The following is a 26,315-nucleotide window of genomic DNA, read 5'->3' on the forward strand; positions in this document are numbered from 1 at the left end:
AGGCCCTTTATGTTGTTACGCTCCGTCCCACTGAAAACGTCGATGTTAGCTCTAGGTGCAACCCTAGCTTTTGTCGCGCTGTACTCGATCACTGTTGGGCCAATGAACATTAGCTTAGCGGACAGCGCCACAAGCTTAATTAAACCAAACAATGACTTAGCACCTCACATCAACTTAGTGATTCAAGAGATCCGCTTACCTAGAACCATCTTGTGCATGCTGATTGGTGCGATCCTCGCCTTGTGTGGTGCAGTGATGCAGGGTTTGTTTCGAAACCCACTTGCAGAACCTGGCATCATAGGTGTGTCTGCGGGCGCAGCATTAGGTGCTGCACTGGCTATCGTTTTGTTCTCTGAGCTATCGCTTCAATACCCTGCTTTCATGAACTTTGCTGCGGTTCCTGTGTTCGCTTTTCTTGGCGGCGCTTTAACCACGCTGCTGGTGTATAAGCTGGGTACAGGTAAATTCGGCACCTCTGTCACCATCATGTTGTTAGCGGGCGTGGCGATCAGTGCGCTCTCTGGCGCAGGTATTGGCTTCTTGAATTTCATTGCTGATGACCAAATGCTGCGTGATCTTTCGTTGTGGTCAATGGGTTCATTGGCGGGCGCTAAGTGGTCAGGAATTTTGCTGGCAGCTGTCACGCTCGTTGGCTTGTTTGTTGTTTTCTACCGCCAAGCGATGTCTCTAAATGCTCTATTACTGGGCGAGTCAGAAGCGCAACACCTTGGTATCCCAGTTCAAAAGCTGAAACGAAAGCTGATTCTACTGACGGCTGCGGGCGTTGGTATCACAGTTAGCCTGTCTGGCATGATTGGTTTTATTGGATTGGTTATCCCACATTTAGGTCGCATGTTGGCAGGCCCTGACCACCGAGTTCTGTTGCCACTATCAGCGGTACTAGGCGCACTGCTGCTAACCGCCGCAGACATGTTCTCACGTGTGGTACTTGCTCCGGCAGAGCTACCTGTAGGTATTGTCACTGCGATTATCGGTGCCCCATTCTTCTTATATCTACTATTTCAACAGAAAGGGAGAATCCTTTAATGTTTCCTTCAGCTTTAAAAGCGACCGATATCGAAGTGAAGTTCGGCAGTAAAGTGATATTAGATGGCGTTTCTATTGAGATTGAAGCGGGAAAGGTAACTACACTGCTTGGACCAAATGGCGCAGGTAAAAGCACGCTGCTTAAAGCTTTATGCCAAGAGATATCAAGCAACGGCGATATCCAGTATTTTGGACACAGCAAAGACAAGTGGCCTTCTCACAAGTTAGCTAAGCACCTTGCTATGCTTCCTCAACACAGCACCTTGACCTTCCCATTCTTGGCACATGAAGTTGTCGAGCTTGGTGGGATTCCTCTGCAAGAATCCAACAAAAAACTAACTAGCATTGCTAGCCAAAAAATGGATGTTGCTGATGTGACTCACCTGAGTGAAAGACTTTATCCTTCGCTATCAGGCGGTGAAAAGCAGCGAGTGCACTTGGCTCGAGTGTTAACTCAGCTTCACCACTCTGGTGACCAATGTATTTTGATGCTTGATGAACCAACCTCTGCACTGGATCTTGCCCACCAGCACAACACCTTAAAGATTGCGAGAGAATTAGCCGATAACCACAATGCCGCGGTTATCGTGGTTTTGCATGATCTCAACTTAGCCGCGCAGTATTCCGATCGATTGGTGGTATTGAAAGATGGCAATTTGGTGTGTGATGGCAAGCCTTGGGATGCACTGAAACCTTCGATGATAGAAGATGTGTATGGTTACAAAAGTATCGTAGAAAAACACCCAACTATGAGCTTCCCTCAGGTTCACCCCGCACAATAAGTCCGATTAAGGAGCGACTCGTTTTGAGTATTCGTTCTTGATAACAATGACGTAATCCTAAGCCTCGATTTGTTCGGGGCTTTTTATTGGCTCACAGCCACTCTCTCAGCTTAAACTCAATTTTATTAATAACCACAGCAGCAAGCACCAAAACGACTCACCTTGAGCATTTGAGGCTCTAGAAATGAACTCTACTTGTTAGGGTTACTTAGCTTTTAACACTGAAGAGAAAAACAAGCCGCGGGCGTAAGCATATAAAAAGAAAAGAAATAACATCATTCAGCAAACAGCAACATCGGTGTGGGATTGAGAGAAAAACGCACAAGAAGTGAAACGGCAGGCACAAAAAAAGCCCCCGCAGGAGCTTCTTTTATTGAGTGCTGATTATTGGCTCATACGAATCAATGATTTACCAATCAGCCACTCTAGTTCTTTACCGCTAGTATCGCCAAACTGAGTTTCAGTCAGCTTGTATAGACGATCAATACCGTTTGCAGCGAACTCATGCGCGCTCTCAGCAGTAACGATATGATGGAAAAGTAAACGTAAGATTGCTAGGAACTCAGCGTCTTCAAGTGCTGCAACCCAGCTAGCTGAAAATGCGTCAAGGCCATTTTCGAAGTCAATGTGTTCCACGAACATCTTGAAAATACGACCGTCTAGAGCAGCAGTAAAATCCGTTTTCTTTGGAAAGTGATGACTTATACCTGTACGAGAAACACCCGTTTGTTGACTCAACGTCGTGTATGACATCTTGTCGTAACCCAATCTTAGTAGCTGGTCTACAACGGCATCCATGATTTTCTGGATCGTGATTTCTGTATCTTCTTTACTACGCTTTGGCATATTCAGGCTCTTCTCTTTGTAAATCCATCTAACTCAATCAAATGAAGTCAGAATGAAAATCGTTATCAGCATTATGTGAGCAAGGTATTTTTTCGCAAGTATTTATAACTAAATTCACACAAATACTATGTACGAACAATTTTACAGTGATGCCTCTTTGGACACTTTGTCTAATTATTCTTCGAAAATCACCTTACAATCCTAAGTCGATAAGTTTAAATAACTACTTAGAATATGAAATACCCAACGAAAAATTCATTGTATAAATACTTATCAAGCGATAGATAGTCTTATAAAATCATTTCTGGCGCAACTAAGTGAATGATATTCTGACATATTAATAACATTCCTTTTCAACAAAACGTGAGGTAAATCACATACATATTTGGCGGCGCGAATATAGATATTCATCAAACACCTTAACAAACAACATAGCATACCAGTATAAATTAGTTCAAAGGTTTTAATTTTTGTAGATACAGTTCAAATTGCTCGTTAGAATAACCTCAGACTTTGTAAGAGGATTATTTATGAGCCAAGATATTGGTAACAACGATGTATGTGAGGCTTGCGGCTGTGCAGGCGAAATCGGGTTCATCATTAAAGAAGGCGACGATGTTGCTGAAGTAACGGTTTACGGAAACTCAAAAGCACTGATTGAAGCTGAGTTTGCTAAGTATGTTGAACTTGCTAAACAAGTGTCTAGCAACGTTGAGTTCGAAGCATCAGAGATGACTGAAGAAAGCACAGAGTTGCACGCTCGCTTTAAATTTGAAGTTAGCGCTGAGAAGATTATTTTTGAACTTAAGACTCGCTCTCTAGCGCGTTAACATAAGCATTTATATGCTTATTAAAAGACGAGTGAATTACTCGTCTTTTTTTAATTGAACCCAAGCCAGTGACCCATTTTGCTCAAAATCGTTTTCTGCAGCGCACTGAATCACTACGCCCCCCACCTCTAACACTGCCCCAATGCTATAAGCCTTGTCATCGTAATAACAAACTCGTTGCTGTTGACCGCCTTGTGTCACCACCACCGCAGCTTTACCGGGCGTTGAAATTACTTTGTTGGCACTCGCAGACATTGAGCCAAACACTGAAGCGGCTATCAGAAAGACCTTAATAATTCGTATATTTACTCTAATCATTAATTTACCTATCATCTTTGCTCCATTCCTCGTTAATCTACCGCCAAATGGGTAAAACACTATGCGAGATTAATTTTTCCATTATAGTGTAAGCGTCTATCGTAATAAGAAGCCTGTTATGCTCAGAATAATTGCACTTATTATTGGTTCCTTAACCATAACAAATGTCAGTGCTGAACCACTCGATCACTATCAAATATTGAACCATCTCGATAATTACGGAAACTTATATCTACGAAATAAGCCTTATACATCACTTCCAACTGGCTTGGTGGTAGATGGTAATCTCAATATAGAGAATACTGCGATCACACGCCTACCCAAAGGGTTAGAAGTGAACGGCAGCCTTAAAGGCTCTAACAGCCAACTCGCTCGAGTCCCGAGCGGGGTTAAGATAAAAGGTTACGTCGACTTGATTGGCAGCCAAATCACCAGCTGGCCAAGAGGTGTAAGAGTGGGCGGCTTTATCAACCTCACCGACACTCCACTGGAAAGGCTACCGAATGGCTTTAGAGTAAAAGGCGATCTGAGCGTGATCCGCACTCCTTTAACCGAGTTACCCAACGGGATCGTGATTGACGGCGACCTTTATATAGGCGGTTCTGGGATTACAACATTCCCCGAGACCATGACAGTCAAAGGCAACATCTATCTGGGCGGTAACACTGTAACCACATGGCCAACCAATCTAGAGCTCGGTGGCGCAGTCGCTCGCTAATTCAAGCTATTGCTCTAATGCTCTAATGCTCTAATACGTTAATGCTCGATCGCAGCAACAAATGGTGATTCAGAAACAAAAAAGGAGCCCAAGGCTCCTTTTTCAATTCAATCAAGTTGCTAATCAACTAGCAAGCTAACTAACGCTCGTTAACCAATGTTCTTCACTGGGTTGGCGTAGCTATCGATCAAGTACTGACGCGCACCTTGTGGCAGGCTCGACAGTTTAGCTTCAAACTCTTGTTTAACGGCCGCTGTAATCGACTCATCTTCTTTTTCTGCTGCCAGCAAGTTTACTGGGAACAGTTTGTAGTTATCGTGGATCTGACGATCGATCTCTTCAGCAAGCGCTTCAGGCGTATCAAAATCTTGGTCGATAACCTGACCGAAGCCAACGTGAACGCGTCCTTTATTACCGATGATGCCTTGAATGATACTTTCGATATCTTCAAACTCACCCTTTTCGTAACTGCCGTTTACGTCTTTTTCGAAAAGCTCTATCGCTTTAGCCGTGTCACATGGGTCGTTCTCGTAAGAAATAGCCACAGGAACAATCTTCAATGACTTCACGTATTCAGGGAAAGCAATTTTTTGCTTACGTCCTTCAACGTGGAACATTTTCAAAATTGCTGGCTCAGTAAAATCGTTACCGTCTTTCGCACGACCTTCCTTTTGAGCGATCCAGATTGAGTTGCCCGTTTCTAGAGAGTGCTTAATGTAAGAAGACAACTGCCCTAGCGCTTTCATCATCTCACGCGGTCCTTTCAAAGAACGCTTTACGATGAAGCTCTTATTTAAACGCATCAATTCAGTCGCACATGGCTTTTTCAACAGGTTGTCTCCGATAGCGATACGACAAGTCTGATGATTATTTTGATGCAGAGCGTAATTTACCAACGCAGGATCCATAGCAATGTCACGATGGTTTGATACAAACAGATAAGCTTGGTTCGCATCCAGTGACTCGATACCAGTGTACGTCACACCGCTAGTGGTTTTCGCTAACGTGTCGCGTAAGTACTTTTTCACTTCAATCTGAATGGATTCAACGCTAGTCAGCTTGCTCCATTTCATTTTTAAGTACACACGCAAAATCGGGCTCATTAATGCTTTGAACCAAGACGCATGGTTTGAAAAACGGTAGTGCAAGATTGCACTGATAAATTCTTCATCATTAATAAGACGGTTTAGTGCCGCTGGAATTTCATCATCGCCGTAAGGGCGAATATCAACATATGGATCGGTTGGAGAGGTCATTTTTTAATTCATATAATAAAAAGCTGGCTCATTCTACGCGTTGTTTTGACTTCTCGCAGCTACAGAGCCCATACTTTTGACAAGGTCAGACCAGAAACATTGAAAATCCCCTGTTATTGTTGGCATTCTTTAAGATTAACGGTAATCTTGACGCCCCAAAATTAAGGTACTATCTATGAACTTCGCTATTGAATATACATCGGCTTACTTTTCACACTTGGTGATCACACCACGCAAGAAAGTACTTAAACATAGCCTTGTATCGGTTCAAAGTGGCTTGGTTTTGATTAAGTTAGGCAAACAAGAGTATGCCGTTGAACCAGGACAAAGCGTCTGGATTCCATACGACTGCCTAACGTCACTGACCTACTTTCCAAACACTCAGGTTAACCGTGTCGATTTTTCTGTTCGTTTGACGGATTCATTCCCAAGACAAGCGGGTTACATCACGCAAACGAACCTCTCTTCGGCACTACTAGAAAAGCTAGAACAAACCAAAGCTCGCGCTTCCAATGCCAATAATACGGAACAAGCGTTTAAAGATATGCTTTCTGTATTGAAGCAAGAAGTGTTGTCGTTTAAACCACTGCTTTGTGAAAGTGCTCTTTCTCAGCGATTCAATCAATGGAACATTGATGATTCAAACCTGCCACAAGAGCACACTCTGGTGATGGTGATGCGAGAAGCGAAGAAGCGCATGCAGTCAGGTCAAAAACGTTCACTTGTGATTGATGATCTGTTCTCAGGTAAAGAAGAAGAGTTCGAGCAACTGTGTATGCTTGTTTTTGGTGAAGATTTATAGCTTGCCGGAAAGTGAGTGCTGGTATTAAAACTCGCAAGCCAGATACTAAAAAGCCGCAAAAACTGAGTTTTTGCGGCTTTTTTAATTCTTACTATTTAGACGTAGATAGCAATCTATCTGTGTATCTGCCTGTCTAAAATGGCAACTCAACCTGCATCATTAGGTCGGCGTCACGTGAGTCGTGCCAACGATAATCAAAGCGCATACGCGGCTGCCCTTCGACTTTCTCGCCAAAACCGATGCTGAGTTGAAGACCATGATTCATCAACCACTCTTCAGTCGACATATCATACTCCTCATCTTCAAGGTCTTCTGGAAACCACATACCCAAGCCAACATAGTTTGACTCAATGCTTTGTGTCAGCAATGGCGAGTCTTTGGTTTGAAGAACCCAGTCAGACCAATAGTCCGGTGTGCTTTCCGGTTCATCATCGCTCAGCCCACTGATTTCCATCATACGTTGGCCAAAAGACTCAATGCTGGTCGAGAAATCTAGACAATTGTCATCTTCATCAGAAGTCAGCATGATCGAATCTAAGCTAAAAAAATCACATTCAGCATAAGCAGGCATACTGCATGCTGCCATGATCAACGTCGCTGGTATCGCGCTCTTTAGCATAGTCCTCTGACCTCTTGATTAGTGAACTCACATTATCTGATACAGTCCACTATCTTGCAACATCTTTGTAACTGACTTAGTACTCAATTTTGCAACATCGCTTCCACTTATCAGTGCATTACGTATGTCTGTGCTGCGAATTTTCACTTTTTCAGGGCAAGCCATTACAGACCACTGCTCGGTAATCTCATCTGATTTATAGAAAGATGAGAACTTAAAGAAGTTATCTGGGCCAATAACAAACGTCAGTTCAGCGTCACGATGTAACTTTTGAAGTTCACTGAGCACTGCATAAGTCGTGACGCTTTCACCTGGGGTAAATAGGCTCTTTTCGATCAAAGAAAGCTCCACTTGATCCAGTGAAAGATCGCTAATAAATGCGTTAACTAACTGACATCTCATATCAAAGTCTAGCATCTCTTTTCCCCAAGCATGGGCAATACTTGGAACGAGTAGAATTTTGTCAAAGTGAGCCAACGAATCAATCACACTTTTGTGCCCTAAGCTCGGTGGATTAAACGCACTACCGAAAATGGCTATTTTTTCCATTGTTTATTACTGCCTTCTCTTTCTAAGCTTGTGCAAAGAGGTTTTTAAATCGGATGATTTAGGTATGATAACACTAGATTTTTAATTTGCTTGCAGGAAAGGAATACGAATGGAACAGTTAATTCGTGACGAAATGCGCGTACTACCTTCAATTGACCCTCACTTCGAAGTGACTCGTCGTGTGGACTTTATTAAAACGAAACTTCAGCAGTCAGGCTGCAAGTCTCTGATCCTTGGTATCAGTGGCGGTGTAGACTCAACGACCTGTGGCCGCTTGGCACAGATGGCCGTGGATAGCCTGAATGAAAACTCTGGCAGCAACGACTACCAATTCATTGCGGTTCGCCTACCTTACGGCGAACAAAAAGATGAAGATGAAGCACAACTTGCTCTCTCTTTCATCCAGCCTTCTCAATCTGTTTCTGTAAACATCAAAGCGGGTGTTGATGGGCTTCACGCAGCATCTCACGTTGCACTTGAAGGTACAGGTTTACTACCAACAGACTCAGCAAAAATCGACTTTGTTAAAGGTAATGTGAAAGCTCGCGCTCGCATGATCGCGCAATACGAAATTGCGGGTTACGTTGGTGGTCTTGTGATTGGTACTGACCACTCAGCAGAAAACATCACTGGCTTCTACACCAAACACGGTGACGGTGCATGTGATTTAGCGCCTTTGTTTGGCCTGAACAAGCGTCAAGTTCGTGAACTTGCAGCAACGCTAGGTGCGCCAGAGCTATTGGTTAAGAAAGTGCCTACTGCCGACCTAGAAGAGCTTGATCCACAGAAAGCCGACGAAGCAGCATTGAACCTTTCTTACGACCAAATCGATGATTTCCTTGAAGGTAAAGAAGTCCCTCAAGACGTGTCAGACCGCTTAGTAGGCATCTACAAAGCAACACAGCACAAGCGTCAACCGATCCCAACGATCTACGATTAATTGTTTGAATTAATCTTAGAATCAAAAAGGCCGGAAGTTCATTTCAGTGAACTTCCGGCCTTTTCTATTCAATGTGCTTTTCTTTCTGGCCTTCCGACCTACCGAGTTAGTCTACAACTTCGATATCAGTTTGAGGCACACTGCAACACGCCAGTATTTGCCCCATGTTGCGTTCATGCTCTTGCAACGCCGGTACATCAGGTTGATGAACTTGCCCAGACTCAAGGGTCACTTTACAAGCACCACAGAAACCCGCGCGACAGCTTGATGCGATAGACACACCTGCCGACTCAGCTTGCTCTAGTAGTGTTGATTGGTTGTTGCCTTCGAACAGGTAGCCGTTAACGCTCAACTGCAGTTGCTTCACCGCTTCTTCCGTTGATTGAGCAACACCAAACGCTTCTTGATGATAATGCTGAGGATTCAGCCCCATTTGAATCAGCAATTTCTTGGCATTATCCATAAAGCCGTCAGGGCCACACACGAACGCTTGACGCTTGTGTAGCTCTTCAATTTTAGCGACATGCGACACGCTTAGACGCCCAGACAAACCATCCCACTCTTTGGTTGGTTGGCTTAATGAATAGATCACACGAAGACCCGCGTGCTCACTGGCGATCTTATCAATCTCAGCTTGATAAGGGATATCTTCTTCGCTGCTGCATTGATGATAGAAAACCACATCATCAATTTGACCATGGTCTGCCAAGTAACGAAGCATCGACAACATAGGGGTAATGCCGCTGCCTGCAGACAACAGCAGTAATGGGTGAGTTGGATTCGCTTCTAAGTAGAACGCACCATCTGGGTTTTGAGCAACTAGCGTATCGCCCACTTGGAAATGATCATTCAACCAATTAGAGATCTGGCCATCGTCCACTCGCTTCACTGAAATCGCTAAACGACCCGCTCGTGAAGGGCTAGAAGATAACGTGTAACGACGAGAAAACTTCTCGCCATCAATCACCATCTCAATCGGTAAATGTTGCCCTGGCTGATAGCTTGGTAATGAATGGTTCTCTTTCGCTGGCTCTAGCCAAAAGGTTGTGAAGTCGCGAGCGATCTCTTCACGCTCGACGCAAGTTAAGTGCAGTGATTCTACCCAAGTGTCTTCGTAGTGCTCTTTCTCTTTGGTTTCAAGTACCTCAACCACATCACCCGCTTTCACCAGACCTTCATTTTTCGCCACTAGATTCTGGCCAAAGAAGACACCACCACGCTCGTTGGCTCTGAATGTAGAGAAGGTATTAAGCGGCTCTTTTGTTGATCTAAATTCGCCACTCTCAACATCGACTGTCGTCAGGATACAGCGCTCACAAGGCTTCACCGCTTCGAATTCAACCTCACCAATTCGGATACGCTTCCAGCCGTCTTCGGCAAAGGCTTCTGTATTTGAAACAACAAAGTTAGTGCGGAACTGATCCATTGAATGAACTTCAGGGCTGCGGCGATTGAGCTCATCTAGAGAGGCTTGGCTAATCACCAACATTGGATAGCCGTCAGCGAAACTGACATTCTGACCAAGCTTTTCTCGAACACGATTCGACTGCTCACCACAGAACAGCAGTTCTACGCGAACACCAAGCACATCGCTGAACCAATCATCCGCCTCGTCGTTGGTGGTATACGCAGTGAAGCTATCTTTCCACACCGTTGCAGGCGCTTCTTGCATCTTGAAGTTTGCATATTTCAGACGCAGCGGCTCTTTACCTTCATAAGTAAAAATCAAGCCGTCTGGCTGCAAGCTAGAAGAAACCTTGACCATTTTAGGGTACTTACGCGCCGTCACCATTGATCCGTCAGCCAACGCCAACATAAAACGTCTGTCGAAGGTAAGGCCCTGTTTTTCGACCCAAGCAGAAGAGAGTGCAATCCCACCTACTGATTTAACCGGAAACACGTTGATTTGAGATAAGGAAGGAGCTTGCTCTGAAGCCTTTCGATCTATAGGTGACTGCGACATAACGATTCCAATGTTTTGTTGTTTGTCCCAATGCTAACAAATGGTTATAAATAGATAAACTGGCAGGCATTAAACACTTGATACTAAGCTAGTATCTTGAGATGTTTAGCTTTCTATCTTGATACATTAAGGCAACAATGCAGTAACACTCTCCATACGTTCTATAATGTGAACACGGTTATCGCATTGAACTTTCATTGAATAAAAAGGATTTATCATGAACAAACTCGTCATTATCATCTTATGTGTACTACTTCCGCCTGTTGGCGTGTTCTTCGCTCGTGGCGCAGGTAAAGACCTATTGATTAACATCATCCTGACTTTCTTCTTCTGGGTGCCAGGGATGATCCATGGACTCTGGGTGGCGACTCGCTAACCCGTATCCAAAAATAAATACTGAATTAAAACGGCATAAAAACAAGCTCCTAGCCCTGAAGAGTTAAAAATAGGATGAAATGAAAGTGCTTTTCCACTATCATCCTGTCGCCTAAACGTAAGCGATTGCTTTCACAGATTTCGCCGAGTTTAGGCTCCAACTACATAACACTTCAAATGGTGGGAGCCTTCAATGACACAACTTACGATTACTCGTCCTGACGACTGGCACGTTCATCTACGCGATGGCGAAGTATTAAAAGATACAGTGCGCGATATCAGCCGCTACAATGGTCGAGCGTTAATCATGCCAAACACCATCCCACCGGTAACCGATACCGAAATGGCCTTAGCTTACCGTGAGCGCATCATGGCAGAGCAGCCAAGCGAGCAATTCCAGCCTCTGATGGCACTTTACCTGACAGACAACACAACACCTGAAGAAATTCGCAAAGCGAAAGAGTCTGGTGCAGTAGTGGCAGCAAAGCTTTACCCAGCGGGCGCGACGACTAACTCGGATTCAGGCGTAACTTCAGCACAAAAGATTTACCACGTGTTGGAAGCAATGCAAGAAGTGGATATGTTGCTACTGGTTCATGGTGAAGTAACCACTCACGATGTTGATATCTTCGACCGCGAGAAACAGTTCCTAGACACAGTGCTAGCTCCGATTGTGAACGACTTTCCTAACCTAAAGATTGTTCTTGAGCACATCACAACCGCTGACGCAGCAAACTTCGTTAAAAACGCGAATGACAACGTCGCGGCAACCATTACTGCTCACCACTTGCTTTATAACCGCAACCACATGTTGGTTGGCGGCATTAAGCCACATTTCTACTGCCTACCTATCCTTAAGCGCAACACACACCAGTTAGCACTTATTGAAGCAGCAACAAGCGGTAGCAAGAAGTTCTTCTTGGGTACAGACTCTGCACCACACGCTAAAGGTGCAAAAGAGTCAGCGTGTGGTTGTGCAGGTTCTTACACAGCGCACGCTGCGGTTGAACTGTACGCTGAAGTATTCGATTTAGAAGGCAAGATTGAGAACCTAGAAGCATTCGCGAGCCACAATGGCCCAGACTTCTACGGCATGCCACGTAACTCAGATACAATTACGCTCGTTAAAGAAGAGTGGAATGTTGCTGAAACGATGCCTTTCGGTTCAGACATCGTTGTGCCAATCCGTGGCGGCGAGGCGATTGCTTGGTCTGTAAAATAAGCACTTGGGCTGTTAAATAAACACCCTCCATTTAGCGAAAAGGGTCACCATAGTAATTATGGTGACCCTTTTTTGTTTCGATAAAAGACTGTCTTATTCCCAGCAGTAATTTAACGATTACTTACCGCGAATTTTTCCGATAGCAGTCCAAATAGCAACGACAATCAATCCAGATAAAACCCCAATCACACCATTTAATAGCGTTGGTACCACCGCAGTCGCAATCGTATGTCCACTGAAGTCCATAATAATCGGTTCAATTAAGTGATGAATTGCTGGAACGTTGTGTACCACAATACCGCCGCCAACCAAGAACATCGCAGCCGTGCCGACAACCGCAAGCATCTTCATTAGCTTTGGTGCAAATGCGACTAACCCATTACCCAATCGGGTTTTAATGGCACTCCCATTTGATGTGCGTTGGAGATAGAAACCTAAATCATCCAGCTTAACGATCCCTGCCACTAAGCCATAAACACCAATCGTCATCACAACCGCTATCAAACTCACCACAAGAATCTGAGTCACGATACTTGTACCCGTTACGGTACCCAGCGCAATTACAATGATTTCCGCAGATAAGATGAAGTCGGTACGAATTGCGCCTGAGACCTTTCGCTTCTCATACTCTTCAACAGATTCACCCGAGCTGCTTTCCTCATCTTTCTCTTCGTGTTGATGAGCATGAGGAAAAAGCTTTTCTAAGATTTTCTCTGCCCCTTCAAAACAAAGAAACAGACCACCAATCACCAGTAGTGGCATGATCAACCAAGGAATGAATGCACTGATCAATAGTGCTGCCGGAACCAAAATCAGCTTGTTTTTAAATGAGCCTTTTGCGACCGCCCATACCACTGGGATTTCTCTTTCAGCAGAAACACCGGATACCTGCTGGGCGTTAAGGGCTAAATCGTCACCTAATACGCCTGCGGTTTTTTTAGCGGCTACCTTAGACATCAATGCGACATCATCCAACACGGTTGCAATGTCATCTAGCAGTGTTAGTAAACTTGCTCCAGCCATTTTGTTGTCTCTTTATAAAGAATTGAACCATCAATAAAATGTAACACCATCAATTCACTCATCAAAGTTATGAGTCTGTAAAAAATAAAGTCACAAGTTGTGTTTTCTATTGCTGTCTCTGTTAGACAGGAATAATCTGTCTTAATCTTTCACGAACATAAAAGAAAAAGTATTGATGAAAAGTGAATCTACCTACCCGATTGGTAAGCCAGGGCAAAAATGGCAACAAGCAGAACGTGAAGCATGGTTAGCTCAACGAACGGTTAAGCGTGAATACCAGCAAGAAGTTGTACCAAAGATTAAAGCACTTGCAGACCGCTTTGACATCGAACAATACGGCGCACTGAGCTACGACGAAGCTCGCTTCCCACTCTTCGCTATCAAGAGCAAAAACTGGGACGAGTCAAAGCCGACGATTCTGGTAACAGGTGGTGTTCACGGTTACGAAACCAGTGGCGTGCATGGCGCGATCAAATTCGCTGCGACTCAAGCAGAAAAATACACGGCGCACTTCAACATTGTTGTCGCACCTTGTGTGAGCCCTTGGGGCTACGAAGTGATCAACCGCTGGAATCCAAATGCTGTTGATCCAAACCGCTCTTTCTACGACGGTACGCCAGCAGAAGAATCAGCAAACCTACGTGCATTAGTCGCTTCTTTACCAGAAGTGTTGGTTCACGTTGATCTACACGAAACAACGGATTCTGACGAAACAGAATTCCGACCAGCACTCGCAGCCCGTGATGGCATTGAGTACATTGAAGGTATGATTCCAGACGGTTTCTACACAGTTGGCGATACTGAAAATCCACAGCCTGAGTTCCAAGCGGCGGTAATTGCTTCAGTTGAAAAAGTAACGCACATTGCGCCAGCAGATGCAGACGGCAAGATCATTGGTTCTGAAGTTACCCAACATGGTGTGATCAACTACCCTATGAAGAAGCTAGGCTTGTGTGGTGGTGTGACTGATTGTAAGTACGGTACAACCACAGAGGTTTACCCAGACAGTGACAAAGTAACAGACGAAGAGTGTAATGATGCTCAAGTTGCTGCTGTTGTTGGTGCTTTAGATTACGTTATTCAGCATGAATTGAACGCATAAGCTCATACCCGCTAATAACTAGAACCGAGCACCTAGAACTAAGAACGAAAAGAGCCACAAGTGATGATTCACTTGTGGCTCTTTTTTATCTGGTCTCTGATTTCTTCCTAGGCATAAAAAACTCTCTTGCACCAAGTACAAGAGAGCTTTGAATCATGCTGAGTAAAGTAAATCTCTATCTAGCGACTTACTTAATTCACGATTTATTTTGTAGTTTGAGTTACGGTTTCTTGCCCTTTACCGACTTCTGTCAGTAGGCCTTTCAACAAGCTCACACAACCAATCAAAAGAATGATCGTAAACGGCAGTGCTGCAATAATCGTAATAGATTGCAGAGCTTGGATTGATTGAGTACCACCAATCCACAGCATCACCATCGCGATAGCACCTGAGATAACCGCCCAAACGACTTTCTGTTTCACTGGCACTTCTAATTTACCACCCGCCGTCATGCCATCGATAACGATAGAACCTGAGTCCAACGTTGTAACGAAGAACACGATGATCAGCGCGACTGCGAGAACAGACAGAATGCTACCGAACGAGTAAGCATCTAGCATGTAAAACAAGCTTAGAGATACATCTGTAATGCCTTGGTCGAGGCCAAGTTGCCCCACCTGATTAATCACTTGCTCGATAGCTACGCCACCGAAGATAGACATCCAAGCTGAAGTCACCAATGTTGGGATAATCAATACGCAAAGTAGGAATTCACGAACCGTACGGCCTTTAGAAATACGCGCTACGAACATACCGAAGAAAGGTGCATACGCTACCCACCATGCCCAGTAGAACACAGTCCAACCATGCAGCCATGTTGTGTCTTCACGACCCGCACTTTGGCTCAAAGCTACGATATTTTTCACATAGCCCGTTGCCGCCGTTGCCATTGAATCAAGCACAGTTGTGAAGTTCAATACAGCGATAAGACCAAGGAATATGAATGCAATAACCATGTTCAGGTTACTTAGGAACTTAACACCACCGTCCATACCACGTAGTACAGAGATGATCGCCAAGCCCATGATTAGAACGATGATAGATTGCTGAAGGAAGATGTTGTTTTCCAAGCCGAACACGTGGCTAATACCACTTGCTGCTTGTGTACCACCTAAGCCCAATGAAGTCGCAAGGCCAAACAGAGTAACCAGTACGGTTAGTACATCGATTACATCACCAGTTTTGCCCCACACACGCTCACCCAGAATTGGGTAAAACACAGAACGCATTGATAGCGGTAAGCCTTTGTTATAAACAAAGTACGCCAGACAAAGCGCCGTCATGCCATAGATAGCCCATGCATGAAAACCCCAGTGGAATACGGTTGCGCCTAGCGCCAGTTCACGACCAGCGGCTGTGAAAGGTTCTGCGTCTAATGGCGTTCCGAACCAGTTAGTGAAGAACGCAGTTGGCTCTGCAACACCCCAGAAGATAAGTCCAATACCCATACCTGCTGCGAATAACATCGCAATCCAAGATGACATTGAATAGTCCGCCGTCGCGTCTTCGCCACCTAAACGGATTTTACCCAACGGTGAAAAAGCAAGAACAACAGCAAACGCTAGCATGATGTTAGCTCCCCACATAAACAGGAAGTCAAACTTTGATAGAACAGCACCCTTAATAGAATCAATTGCAGCTTTAGCATCTGCAGGAGGAAGAGCAAGAAGAGTGATGATGAAGAGAAGAGATAAGCCAACTGAGGCTACGAAAACTGTGTTATGGACATCCATGCCCCATTTACTGACGTTGTCTTGACCAACTTGATAGTCAGTAGAATCAATACTGTACTTTTTTGATTTAAAACTCATAAATTATGATGTTCGCATATCCGATTCAACGAATATAAGGACGCTCTCCATATCCAACTACTACTTGATTGGCTCGCCGCATCGCCTAAATAAAAGGCAATAAAAATCACAATAGTTAGTGATAAATGGACTTACAGGCTCAATCCCAAGGCGCACATTATAGCACAGCTCAAAGCATTTTGACTGATTTTTAGCTCAATAGTCACCCAAACCACCGTTGATAGTGATAGTTAACCCAATAAAAACAGAATAAAACAAAAGAATAAAAACCTTCAAATACAACAATTTAAATTAAAATGACGCACCGTAAAATCACATCCAAACTTTTTGCAGATAATTTTAATAATCACCCAATTTACTTATAGCTCTAATAAAAAAGCCCCGCTATAGGGGCGGGGAAAGTTACCAAAGGTAAAAGAGAAATCAGTGCTCAAATGTCAGCGCTGCGTCTCACAGATCAGCACTGCACATTTCAAAGACAGTTCGTTAGATTGCGAAGCAAAAACCTAGGTTATAGTCTTCACCATTTTTCGCAGTGAACTCTTTGTCTTCACTTGATGCATTCGGGCGGCCACTTTCATCGCCTTTTACTAAGCTCACCCAGTGACGGATGCCAGAAGAACGGCTGGCCTCAGTTTGACCAAACGTAGTGCACGTCTCTAATTGGATATCTTGAATATCAACCAACTCCAGACGGCCAGTGCCTTTACGAGCACCGATTGTCACTTCAACGTGCGTACCGCTTTCATCACGGAATAGGATTGCTGAAGGCTTAGATTTATCACCTGTGTAAGCCACAAAGTGTTTAGCGCGTTTCAGTCCAGTATGTTCGCCATTCTTGAAGTAAACCTGAACGTGTCGGTAATCGATCTCGTAGCTCACCGCGTCTTCGTGTGAACCCGCCTCAAGAGGAAATAAAGTATCAAGCAACTGTTTCGCCATTTTCTGTTTTTCGAGTTGCTTGTCTGCTTTCACCATTTCGACGGCAAAGACAGCTTCAGCAATAAATGTTGAATGGTTTCTGTGAAGTTCTGTTTTGTCTAGTGTCAGCATATTCATAGTCTATCCCTCGTACGGCTTTAAATTTCATTTAGGTCAAACATCCCAATAGACCCTTTTCAAAATTGTTCTTTACTGTGTGGTTTCCATGTTTTTCATACTACTGTTATTTTTGAAACAATTTCACAACAAAAATTACACAGTGTGAATTTTACTAAATTGCTTTTTTACACAAACCGGCATTTCGAGCCCCCAGCCCTTTATTTAACTGGGTTGAGGGTTCCGTAGAAACGCGTTTACGTGTTGTTTGAATTTGTGTAATAACCCACCCCAACCAACTTATTGTCGATAATTCGATAGTAAGTGTGCTTAGTTTCCACTTTGCTCGACAGCGGATTTAACCATCGATAGGTGTAAACGCCACGACCATTTTCTTTGGCTCGATTTAACATCTCAGTAAGAATTGGCTTATCGTCAGGGCTTAGATTTTTACGCTGATTTTTCCATCTTTCAGGGTAAACACATCAACCATACGAGCTTCGATGACGGTGCCATCTGGGTTAGTCGCAGAGAACGTTGATTCGCTTACCGCGCGGTCTCCACACACAAAGTGGACAGGATCGCTCCAGGCTGCATCTGGAAAGTTCTGCCAAACCAATTCAAAGCTATTGCGAACGGCTTCGTACCCTTCGATAGTGTTTCCAAGTTCGCCTTCTCCTGCCACGGTGTGGAAGACACAGTCTTCGGTCATAAACGACATTAGCGCTTCAATATCATGGTTATTCCATGCATCACTAAAAGACTGTAAAAAGGCGGTGTCGACTTGGTTTTCCAGCACGAATGTCGCTGCATTGGTTTGCATATTCATATTCCAGAATCCTTTATGTTTTCGTTATTGGTTTAAATTTCAGTAGCTTTTCGCCACTTTTTTATTAGAGTGTTTAAACTAGATCTGTAAAAATTTAACAACTTGATAACAAGATTCATCACTCTAACTTCGAGTTACTTTATAAACAATCTTTAAGCTCACAGATTTCATCTTTTTATAAATTAATTGGTGTTCTAATTTTATTTATCTCGTAATCACTAGATCTATATGAGCTCTAAATAAAATCAGTAGAAATATTAGACTTTAGTCGAAATCAAAATCTTGATGGTACTTTCGGCCATACTGCTCAAGCTGGCGATCATGAGTATTCACTTGTAATTCAATATTACCCTCACCTTTATTAATAACTTGATTGTTATCTACATGGGCTTCATTTTTTATATCAGTTAGCTTCTCTTCGATATAATCAGTCGGTTCATTTAAAACATTCATGGATATTAACTCCTTTATCAGGTTTACTTTCGCTGACGGAAAAATATGAACGAATACTAGACCGTTTGAATATTCTTTCTCATCGTACAAAGGCTGAATGGCATCATTACTGCCGTCCTTAAATGGATGAATGGAATACCACTTATCCGTTCGTTGCTCTTGCTTATCGCAGTCGGCTACTTTGAAGATCTGAGTTCTTTCAAGTTCATAGGGTGAGTTAAAAACACTAACCCTATGATAATTAATCGCTTTAACAATATTGATGCAGTCTTTACTTTGGCTATGGCACACAGACCACAACGCATTAATCAGGCTATCTGTCCATTCAAGTAAACGGGTGGGAAAGCCCTGCTTTTTGGCTAAACACATCAATAACCAATCATTTATGTCGTATGAGCTCAGCGAGTGACCACCGTAAACTCTCACTGTTGAAAGCAACTCTTGTTCGACACGGCGTATGTTCTTACGATTGGAACGGCCTAAACTTGGCATTAGATTATTATTTTCATAATCACACACGTTATACATCAAACCACGTTGGTCACTGCATTCATTCATTAATGAATTAATTATTTTATACATCTCTTCGAGTGAGCTTATATAACGTTTATTGTTCACAGCATGCATGTAATAGGTCACTTAATTTAAATTTATTACAATTAAAAATTAACTATCATGGTTAATCAGTATCGTTACGAATAATTTTAAAAATGACAATAGGTATATGTCTTTATCAATGGCCATATATCCTCATCAATAACTAACAGTTATAAAACCATTAACTAAGGAGCAATTAGCTAAGGGTCGATTAATAAGGAACGACAAAGTTTATATAACTAAAACCACTTATATATACAACAGTCATTTAATTCATGTTCTAACGTTTGACTAAGGATTATTGAAATACGGGTTGCCGGTATTCACTTAAGTACATTGCCAATACCCGTTAATATTGCCCGACCACATTCTCGATAGCACTTTCTCTAACACTCTCGAGATATCTACGGCCGGACAAACTTCCTATGACTTATACGTAATCTTTGTATTTATCTAGGAAACGAACCGGTGTTGATAGTGCATCTCGGCGGAACGGGTCACCCAATTCCTGAGTACACATGATTTCAATGATGGTTGTTTTGCCTTCGTTCATCTGCATGTCGATGGCTTTTTGCAAGGTTGGACCTACATCTTCTAGCTTATCAACCGTGATACCTTCAGCGCCCATTGCTCGTGCGATTTCAGCAAAGCTTTGGTTATCTAGCTCACCGGCAACAAAGCGTCGGTTGTAGAAGTCGACTTGGTTCTTCTTCTCTGCACCCCATTGACGGTTGTGGAATACCACGGCTGTCACTGGAATGTTATGACGAACACATGTCATGGTTTCCATCAGGCTCATGCCCCACGCACCGTCGCCTGCATAAGAGATAGCTGGGCGATGAGGTGCTGCTGCTTTCGCGCCAATGATGGTCGGGAACGCGTAACCACAGTTACCAAAACTCATTGCCGCAAAGAAACTACGTGGTTTTTCAAAGCGTAAGTAGCTGTTTGCCACCGAGTTGATGTTACCGATATCGGTTGAGACCATTACGTCTTCTGGCATCGCTTTTTCTAGCTCACGCAATACTTGGCGCGGGTGAAGGTATTCACCACCAGAGAACGGAGTCTCGTGTGAGTTTTCTTCAATCATATCCAAGCTGAACGAGTCACGTTCGTGTGTCCACTCATCAAGCTCTTTTTCCCAAAGTGCTTTCTCTGTTGCGACCGTGTCTTGACGATCGCCTTTATTGTCATCACACAACAATGCACGGCCTTCCAATCTTTCAGATAGAGCAACCGCAGCTGCTTTCGCATCACCACAGATACCAACTGAAATCTTCTTAACCAGACCTAGCATCTTGTTGTCGGCATCAATCTGAATGATTTTCGCGTTCTTCGGCCAGTAGTCCATACCATGTTGAGGCAAGGTACCAAATGGACCAAGACGTGTACCCAAAGCGATAACCACATCCGCTTGAGCCATCAACTTCATTGCTGCTTTCGAACCTTGGTAGCCTAAAGGACCACACCATAATGGGTGACTAGCAGGGAACGAGTCATTGTGCAGGTAGCTGTTCACTACGGGTGCGCCTAATCTTTCTGCCAGTGCCGCACACTCTTGAACTGCATCAGCCATTACCACACCGCCACCAGAAATGATGACTGGGAATTTCGCTTCAGCTATCAGGTCTGCTGCTTCATTCAGAGATTTCTCACCACCTGGACCACGGTCTAAACGCGCGGGTTTAGGGATCTCGGTTTGAGTTTCACCGTAGAAATAGTCACGTGGAATGTTCAGTTGAGTTGGACCCATTTCACTCATCGCACGGTCGAAGCATCGGCCTGTGTATTCCGCCATACGGTCTGGGTGCGTTACGTGTCCTTGATACTTAGTAAACTCTTGGAACATTGGAAGCTGGTTACATTCTTGGAAACCACCTAAGCCCATTGTTTTAGTGCCTGTCTCTGGCGTCACAATTACGACCGGGCTATGTGCCCAGAACGCAGCTGCAATTGCTGTTACACAGTTACTAATACCAGGGCCATTTTGCCCGATGACTACACCGTGGCGACCCGATACACGAGAATAACCATCTGCCATGTGGGCAGCGCCTTGCTCGTGTACTACTGGAACCAATCGAATGCCAGCAGGAGCAAAGATATCCATTGCGTCCATAAATGCCGACCCCATGATGCCGAACATATCGGTAACATCATTAGCAACCATAGTTTCAACGAACGCTTCTGATGGTGTCATTGTTACTGTGCCGGAAACAACCGTACGTTTTTCTTGCTCGCTCATTCTTCCATTCTCCTTGAGTTAACCAAAATTTCATTTTTCGGAATGAATTGTCTCTTTTTCGAATTCATTTTCACCTTGGTAGTAGAATTTTTGCGCGTCAACTTTTTATATTAAATTGGAACAATTCATTCTAATTAATAAAACTGGATCACATTATTGGTAGTTTTTCGTACAAAAAGTGCCGTTAACTTAACTGGAGCTGTTAATAATCGATGACATATCGCGATAGCAGCGACAAGTGATGAGCTATATAGAGGGAAATATGATGAAAGAGGCGGAATTGGTACCAACGCAGCCGGTAAGCGTGAGAGAACGCTTTGGCATCGACAGCAACCTAACGGTGATGGCATTTGAACACCCGGGTGAATATGTGCCGAAAGTCGACCCAAATTACTGTTTTGATCCTGAAGTGACGTTGGCTATATTAGCGGGGTTCACTTCAAATCGTCGTACATTGATACAAGGCACGCACGGAACGGGCAAGTCGTCTCACATTGAGCAAATTGCCGCGAGATTGAATTGGCCGTGTTTGAGGATCAACCTAGACGGACACTTAAGTCGATTGGATTTCATAGGTAAAGACAGCATCGTCATTAAAGACGGAATGCAGGTGACTGAGTTTAAAGAAGGCATTCTTCCGCAAAGCATTCAACAACCCATCGCACTGGTATTAGATGAGTACGACGCTGGTCGCCCTGACGTGATGTTTGTGATTCAGCAGTTATTAGAGCAAGACGGAAAGTACACCTCTTTAGAGCAAAACCGAGTGATCACACCTCACCCTTCTTTCCGCCTGTTTGCTACCTGCAACACGCTTGGCTTGGGTAACTTTTCAGGTTTGTATTCGGGTACTCAAGTGCTTAACCACAGTCAGTTAGATAGATGGAACATCATCGCCACGCTCAACTATTTAGATCCACAACATGAAACCAAGATCGTGTTATCCAAGCTTCCAGAGCTGAATAATGAAAGTGGCCGACAACTGGTTGAGAAAATGATCGCAACGGCAGGGTTAACGCGCAACGGGTTTCGGGCTGGCGACCTTTCAACGGTGATGTCTCCGCGAACGGTGCTCACTTGGGCTGAAAACATCCAAATATTCGATGATGTAGCCACCGCATTTAGGTTGTCATTCTTGAATCGCTGTGAAGACGAAGAGAAAGAACTGGTTAGCGAATACTATTTCCGTTGCTTTGGTGAAGCCTTGGAAACGCATACTCAAAACTATTCGCACTCGGAGTCGTAAACCATGGCCAATATTTCTTCTCAGCAGAAAAAGATCCTCGATATTGGAGTGTCTGTCGCCAGAGCAATCAGTGGTGAACTCGATCTGAACTATCGGGGAGAACGACTCTATAAAGGCAATAAGCCCTGTTATTACCAGTCTGCCCACACCAACGATCTCACCTTTGTATCTCGCCACGAGCTGAAAAACAGTAAGCTTTCGATGCAAGGCAAGATCGATTCATCGGCATTACGACTCTTGCTTTCAGATGCTGATCTTCACTACTCATTGCGACCGAAAAACGAGGTCGAACGTCTGTTATATGACTTCTGCGAGCAGGTGCGAATTGAATCGCAAGTTCCATCTTATCTAAAAGGCGTTACCACCAGCATTCAGTTCAACTTTGCGTATTGGAGCGACCAATATCATCAGAATGGCTTCACCGAATCACGAATAGGCATGTTGCTGTTTACTCTGATGCAAGTCATCCACACCCGCTTAACCGGTGTTCCGGTTTCGGAACCCATTGCTGAGACCATTGAATCGACTCGCGCCGGCATCGTGCCTACCTTCGGTCACAGCTTTAAACGCTTAAAGCAACATAGAACAGACCAAGAACAGTTTGCACACAGTGCCAATGAGCTTGCAGCCCTTGCACAAGAGTTAATCATCCAAGAACAGGAAAGTGATAACTCACCCACACCAACCGTTGAAGAAGACATCAAGCTCCTTGCACAGCTTGCCTTGATTGTTGATGGTGACATTCAAGATCAAGACGTCGATACCGACATCACAGGCAGTAGCAAGGTATTCGAGTTGTCGGGCGCCAATTATCAGGTCTTTAATTCAGAATTTGATCAAGTCATCGCCGCAGACAAACTCGTCAGGCGTACCCTATTACTCGAACTGAGGCAAAAGCTAACCGATGACATCATGGCGAGACAAGTCAACACTCGCCGTTTAGCCGCTATGCTTACTAGCTTTGTTGCCACACCACAGAGGAACCGACGTCAGGACCATTTAGAAGAAGGCATTGTTAACGCCACCACCATCACCAAGCTCGTCACATCGCCATTGGATAGCACTGTCTTTTATCAACCTGACATCGGTACATCTCATCAATGTGCCACCACATTTTTGATGGACTGCTCTGGCTCAATGCAAAAGCACAGTCACAAGCTAAGCCTACTGATTGATACAATTCTCAAATCCGTTGGACTGGCCAACATCCCTTTCGAGATTATTGGCTTTACGACCAATAACTGGAACGGTGGCAAGGTCTATCGGCAGTGGCTTAAACAAGGCCAACCAAAGCACCCGGGCCGCTTAAACGAAGTTCGGCACATCGTGTTTAAGGATTTTGATACCCATTGGAGACGTTCTCGACTTGGCATTGCGAGTCTTCGTAAAGCCGACATCTTTAAAGAAGGGATTGATGGCGAAGCGGTTCAGTTCGCGAGTCATCGATTGCAGCAGCACACCGCCCAGCGAAAGGTTTTGATTGTGTTCTCAGACGGCTGCCCGATGGATACCGCTACCAGTACCGCCAACGATCAGTTCTATTTAGATAACCATCTCAAACAGGTGATTGAACGTGAGTCGACCAAAAACGGTATTGAGATTCATGGTGTGGGAATGGGAGTGGATTTGAGCCCGTACTATCGCAGCAACATCACGTTAGATGTACAAGAGAGCTGCTTGTTTGGGCTATCTAGGAGCATATTTGAGATGCTAAAGCGTGTTTAAACAGGGAAGCTTAGGCTAGCGAATCACTAGCCTCCTTTGTCGAGAATGGTTTACGAGGAGCCAAACAACGACCATGCAGAGACAGCCATCAAATATCCGCCTATCAGCATTAACACCGTAAACACCAGCTTTCTGAGTTGATCATTAGACAACAGCGGTGGGAAACGCCGAGCAAACATTGTGACAAGCGCCACCAGAGGAACAGCAATAGCGGATAACCACAATATGCTCTGTTCCATGTCGCCCGCCGCATAGACATTGACCGTACGGGACATCGACGTACAAGCGAAAACCATCAGCAGTGTGCTTCGCACCAGATCGAGCGAAAAAGGTTGCCGATAGAGATGATAAACAATCGGTGGACCTGCCATCCCAAATAATCCCCCCGCTAACCCAGAGCTAAATCCTGAGACAAGGAAAGATACGGTTGTCGAACGGACCGTTCTAGTTTTAGGTTTAAACATAAAGCTCAAACCAGCGAACAACACCATGGCACCCAATAGCCCTCGTAGGATTTGGGTTGCCGACTCGCTCAACGCGTCCAGCAAGTACACGCCCATCGATACGCCGGGAATAATACCGATGACTAACACCACCAGAATCTTGAGTTCCCCAAGCAGTGGCTTACCCATCAACGCCACCAAGCAATTGAACAAGGTCACAATACTGACCACCCCGGCTATAACGGGTAGGGATACCAAATTAAGGCTGACCGTTAGCCCAATCACAATGATACCGAGACCAAATCCAGTGACAGTTTGGAAATAAGTACCTACCGCAATGGTGGCAAGAATGGCGAGTAAAACAGGTAACTCCATTAGCTATCCTAATTAGGTTATTTGGGGGTAAATATGAGTGCAAGATTCCGCATTAGTTTAAGCAACGAGTGTTAATACCGGAATTCAAACTCCGACTCTTCTCTTTCTTCAACATCAGCTTCAGAGTCAGCCTTAGAGTCAGATGCTTTCCCTTGCTGCGCTTGTACCGCGGTAACGGCAATGACATTAAAGATATCTTCGGCACTACAGCCTCTGGACAAGTCATTCGCTGGTTGATTCAGCCCTTGCAGCAACGGGCCAATCGCAACAGCCCCACCTAGCCTTTCCGCAAGCTTATAACCGATATTACCTGCTTCTAAGTTAGGAAATATCAACACGTTAGATTGACCTTTGACCTTTGAATCAGGCAACTTTTTCGCCGCTATTTCAGTGACAATCGCCGCATCTAATTGAACATCTTGGTCTACAGCGATTCCCAGGCAACGCTGTTTAACTATCTGCGCAGCACTGCGCACCTTGTCTACCGACTCATGTTTCGCGCTACCATTGGTAGAGAATGAAAGCATCGCCAACTTAGGCTCTTCCATTAACAATGCCTCAGCACTTTGAGAAGCGGCTACCGCGATTGATGCCAGCTCGGTTTCATTGGGGTTAATAACCAAACCACAATCGCTGAAAATCATACCGCCTTTAAGATTATGGAAAGGCTCACACAGCATCATCAAGAAGAAGCTGGACACCAACTCGCTGTCTGGCGCTGGCCCAATAATCTGCAGCGCAGCTCGCACCACATCAGACGTGGTATAAACCGCGCCATTAACTGTGCCGTCGACCAGCCCTTCCCTTACCATCAAATTGGCAAAAACAAGTGGGTCTTGAACCAGCTCTAGTGCGTCATCATAAGTCATGCCTTTGGCTTTCCTTAATGTATACAGCCGCTCAGCGAGCACCTCTTTGAGTGACGACGCCTGTGGAGAAACAATATGAATGCCAGCCAGGTTAATGTGATGCAGTTCTGCAGCAGCGATGATCGCCGATTCATCGCCTACAAGTGTGATGTGAGCGAGCTGTTTATCGATTGCCATTCTTGCAGCAGCTAGCACTCGCGGGTCCTCCGCTTCACTCAAAACAACACGCTTACGATCTAAATGAGCTTTATCAATAATCCGTCCAATCGCCCTCATCTTTAAATTCCATTTATTG

The 26,315-nt window shown here is 44.4% G+C and carries 25 protein-coding genes and 1 pseudogene; 11 read left to right on the forward strand and 15 right to left on the reverse strand.

Features of this window, described 5'->3' with window-relative positions; translation table 11 throughout:
• Positions 1-9 precede the first annotated feature (9 nt).
• Entirely contained in the window at positions 10-1,047 is a 1,038-nt protein-coding gene (locus AB4585_RS08555; protein ID WP_017064312.1) for an iron ABC transporter permease, read from the forward strand.
• Entirely contained in the window at positions 1,047-1,829 is a 783-nt protein-coding gene (locus AB4585_RS08560) for a heme ABC transporter ATP-binding protein (protein WP_050620596.1), read from the forward strand. The genes AB4585_RS08555 and AB4585_RS08560 overlap by 1 nt, the downstream gene beginning before the upstream one ends.
• Positions 1,830-2,213: 384 nt before the next feature.
• Here AB4585_RS08560 and AB4585_RS08565 read toward each other — a convergent pair whose 3' ends face one another.
• A complete protein-coding gene (locus tag AB4585_RS08565; RefSeq protein WP_017062760.1) occupies positions 2,214-2,675 on the reverse strand; it encodes a TetR/AcrR family transcriptional regulator in 462 nt (153 codons plus the stop codon).
• A 530-nt stretch (positions 2,676-3,205) separates the two neighbouring features.
• Here AB4585_RS08565 and AB4585_RS08570 point away from each other — a divergent pair.
• Positions 3,206-3,505 (forward strand): YfcZ/YiiS family protein, encoded by a 300-nt coding sequence (locus tag AB4585_RS08570; RefSeq protein ID WP_017062761.1) that lies wholly within the window; start codon positions 3,206-3,208, stop codon positions 3,503-3,505.
• A 36-nt stretch (positions 3,506-3,541) separates the two neighbouring features.
• Here AB4585_RS08570 and AB4585_RS08575 read toward each other — a convergent pair whose 3' ends face one another.
• Positions 3,542-3,838 (reverse strand): YnjH family protein, encoded by a 297-nt coding sequence (locus AB4585_RS08575; RefSeq protein ID WP_017067955.1) that lies wholly within the window; start codon positions 3,836-3,838, stop codon positions 3,542-3,544.
• A 103-nt stretch (positions 3,839-3,941) separates the two neighbouring features.
• Here AB4585_RS08575 and AB4585_RS08580 point away from each other — a divergent pair, with 103 nt between their 5' ends.
• Positions 3,942-4,541: a hypothetical protein gene (locus AB4585_RS08580; RefSeq protein ID WP_048614727.1), complete on the forward strand. Its 600-nt coding sequence runs from the start codon at positions 3,942-3,944 to the stop codon at positions 4,539-4,541.
• Positions 4,542-4,690: 149 nt separating this feature from the next.
• Here the strand turns inward: AB4585_RS08580 and AB4585_RS08585 are convergent, their stop codons facing one another.
• Positions 4,691-5,797, reverse strand: coding sequence for a 1-acyl-sn-glycerol-3-phosphate acyltransferase (locus tag AB4585_RS08585; RefSeq protein ID WP_137001459.1), 1,107 nt, complete (start codon positions 5,795-5,797; stop codon positions 4,691-4,693).
• Positions 5,798-5,972: 175 nt separating this feature from the next.
• Here AB4585_RS08585 and AB4585_RS08590 point away from each other — a divergent pair, with 175 nt between their 5' ends.
• Positions 5,973-6,599: a hypothetical protein gene (locus AB4585_RS08590; RefSeq protein ID WP_017064307.1), complete on the forward strand. Its 627-nt coding sequence runs from the start codon at positions 5,973-5,975 to the stop codon at positions 6,597-6,599.
• Positions 6,600-6,732: 133 nt separating this feature from the next.
• On the opposite strand, the gene AB4585_RS08595 is transcribed toward AB4585_RS08590, so the two are convergent.
• Together AB4585_RS08595 and AB4585_RS08600 are read right to left on the reverse strand one after the other, a co-directional pair.
• Positions 6,733-7,218: a hypothetical protein gene (locus AB4585_RS08595; protein ID WP_372154653.1), complete on the reverse strand. Its 486-nt coding sequence runs from the start codon at positions 7,216-7,218 to the stop codon at positions 6,733-6,735.
• 27 nt (positions 7,219-7,245) lie between these two features.
• Positions 7,246-7,767 carry a nicotinate-nicotinamide nucleotide adenylyltransferase gene (locus AB4585_RS08600; RefSeq protein WP_017067959.1) on the reverse strand — a complete coding sequence of 174 codons (522 nt, stop codon included), beginning with the start codon at positions 7,765-7,767 and terminating at the stop codon, positions 7,246-7,248.
• 109 nt (positions 7,768-7,876) lie between these two features.
• Here AB4585_RS08600 and nadE point away from each other — a divergent pair, with 109 nt between their 5' ends.
• A complete protein-coding gene (gene nadE / locus AB4585_RS08605; RefSeq protein ID WP_017062768.1) occupies positions 7,877-8,707 on the forward strand; it encodes an ammonia-dependent NAD(+) synthetase in 831 nt (276 codons plus the stop codon).
• A gap of 106 nt (positions 8,708-8,813) precedes the next feature.
• Here the strand turns inward: nadE and AB4585_RS08610 are convergent, their stop codons facing one another.
• Positions 8,814-10,670 (reverse strand): MOSC N-terminal beta barrel domain-containing protein, encoded by a 1,857-nt coding sequence (locus AB4585_RS08610; RefSeq protein ID WP_372123937.1) that lies wholly within the window; start codon positions 10,668-10,670, stop codon positions 8,814-8,816.
• Between the two features lie 217 nt (positions 10,671-10,887).
• On the opposite strand from AB4585_RS08610, the gene AB4585_RS08615 reads away from it, so the two are divergent.
• Together AB4585_RS08615 and pyrC are read left to right on the forward strand one after the other, a co-directional pair.
• Positions 10,888-11,046: a YqaE/Pmp3 family membrane protein gene (locus AB4585_RS08615; RefSeq protein ID WP_004731890.1), complete on the forward strand. Its 159-nt coding sequence runs from the start codon at positions 10,888-10,890 to the stop codon at positions 11,044-11,046.
• A gap of 192 nt (positions 11,047-11,238) precedes the next feature.
• Entirely contained in the window at positions 11,239-12,267 is a 1,029-nt protein-coding gene (gene pyrC / locus AB4585_RS08620; RefSeq protein ID WP_372154652.1) for a dihydroorotase, read from the forward strand.
• A 117-nt stretch (positions 12,268-12,384) separates the two neighbouring features.
• Here pyrC and AB4585_RS08625 read toward each other — a convergent pair whose 3' ends face one another.
• On the reverse strand, positions 12,385-13,290 hold the full coding sequence (locus AB4585_RS08625; protein ID WP_017059964.1) for a DUF808 domain-containing protein: 906 nt from the start codon (positions 13,288-13,290) through the stop codon (positions 12,385-12,387).
• Between the two features lie 175 nt (positions 13,291-13,465).
• Between AB4585_RS08625 and AB4585_RS08630 the strand changes: the two genes are divergently transcribed.
• Positions 13,466-14,392, forward strand: a complete 927-nt coding sequence (locus AB4585_RS08630; RefSeq protein ID WP_372154651.1) for a M14 family metallocarboxypeptidase — start codon at positions 13,466-13,468, stop codon at positions 14,390-14,392.
• 203 nt (positions 14,393-14,595) lie between these two features.
• Here AB4585_RS08630 and AB4585_RS08635 read toward each other — a convergent pair whose 3' ends face one another.
• From AB4585_RS08635 to xsc, 6 genes and pseudogenes are all read right to left on the reverse strand, one after another.
• Positions 14,596-16,203 carry a BCCT family transporter gene (locus AB4585_RS08635; protein ID WP_017064293.1) on the reverse strand — a complete coding sequence of 536 codons (1,608 nt, stop codon included), beginning with the start codon at positions 16,201-16,203 and terminating at the stop codon, positions 14,596-14,598.
• A gap of 486 nt (positions 16,204-16,689) precedes the next feature.
• Positions 16,690-17,262 (reverse strand): malate synthase, encoded by a 573-nt coding sequence (locus AB4585_RS08640; RefSeq protein WP_017070684.1) that lies wholly within the window; start codon positions 17,260-17,262, stop codon positions 16,690-16,692.
• Between the two features lie 236 nt (positions 17,263-17,498).
• A pseudogene (locus tag AB4585_RS08645) lies at positions 17,499-17,690 on the reverse strand (cache domain-containing protein); the annotation flags it as partial.
• A complete protein-coding gene (locus tag AB4585_RS08650; protein WP_372154650.1) occupies positions 17,684-18,070 on the reverse strand; it encodes a nuclear transport factor 2 family protein in 387 nt (128 codons plus the stop codon). The gene AB4585_RS08650 and the pseudogene AB4585_RS08645, both read right to left, overlap by 7 nt.
• A gap of 264 nt (positions 18,071-18,334) precedes the next feature.
• Positions 18,335-19,150: an FRG domain-containing protein gene (locus tag AB4585_RS08655; RefSeq protein WP_372154649.1), complete on the reverse strand. Its 816-nt coding sequence runs from the start codon at positions 19,148-19,150 to the stop codon at positions 18,335-18,337.
• A gap of 400 nt (positions 19,151-19,550) precedes the next feature.
• The gene (gene xsc, locus AB4585_RS08660) at positions 19,551-21,362 is read right to left on the reverse strand and encodes a sulfoacetaldehyde acetyltransferase (RefSeq protein ID WP_372154648.1); all 1,812 of its coding nucleotides are present in this window, start codon (positions 21,360-21,362) and stop codon (positions 19,551-19,553) included.
• A 262-nt stretch (positions 21,363-21,624) separates the two neighbouring features.
• Here xsc and AB4585_RS08665 point away from each other — a divergent pair, with 262 nt between their 5' ends.
• Positions 21,625-22,608 (forward strand): MoxR family ATPase, encoded by a 984-nt coding sequence (locus AB4585_RS08665; protein WP_017077362.1) that lies wholly within the window; start codon positions 21,625-21,627, stop codon positions 22,606-22,608.
• A gap of 3 nt (positions 22,609-22,611) precedes the next feature.
• A complete protein-coding gene (locus AB4585_RS08670; protein ID WP_372169558.1) occupies positions 22,612-24,333 on the forward strand; it encodes a cobaltochelatase CobT-related protein in 1,722 nt (573 codons plus the stop codon).
• A 50-nt stretch (positions 24,334-24,383) separates the two neighbouring features.
• On the opposite strand, the gene AB4585_RS08675 is transcribed toward AB4585_RS08670, so the two are convergent.
• Positions 24,384-25,151, reverse strand: a complete 768-nt coding sequence (locus AB4585_RS08675) for a TSUP family transporter (RefSeq protein ID WP_372154646.1) — start codon at positions 25,149-25,151, stop codon at positions 24,384-24,386.
• A 71-nt stretch (positions 25,152-25,222) separates the two neighbouring features.
• Positions 25,223-26,296, reverse strand: coding sequence for a phosphate acetyltransferase (gene pta / locus AB4585_RS08680; protein WP_372154645.1), 1,074 nt, complete (start codon positions 26,294-26,296; stop codon positions 25,223-25,225).
• Between the last annotated feature and the right edge of the window lie 19 nt (positions 26,297-26,315).

It is taken from the genome of Vibrio sp. 10N.222.49.C9 (genome assembly GCF_041474985.1).
GTDB lineage: Bacteria > Pseudomonadota > Gammaproteobacteria > Enterobacterales > Vibrionaceae > Vibrio > Vibrio crassostreae_C.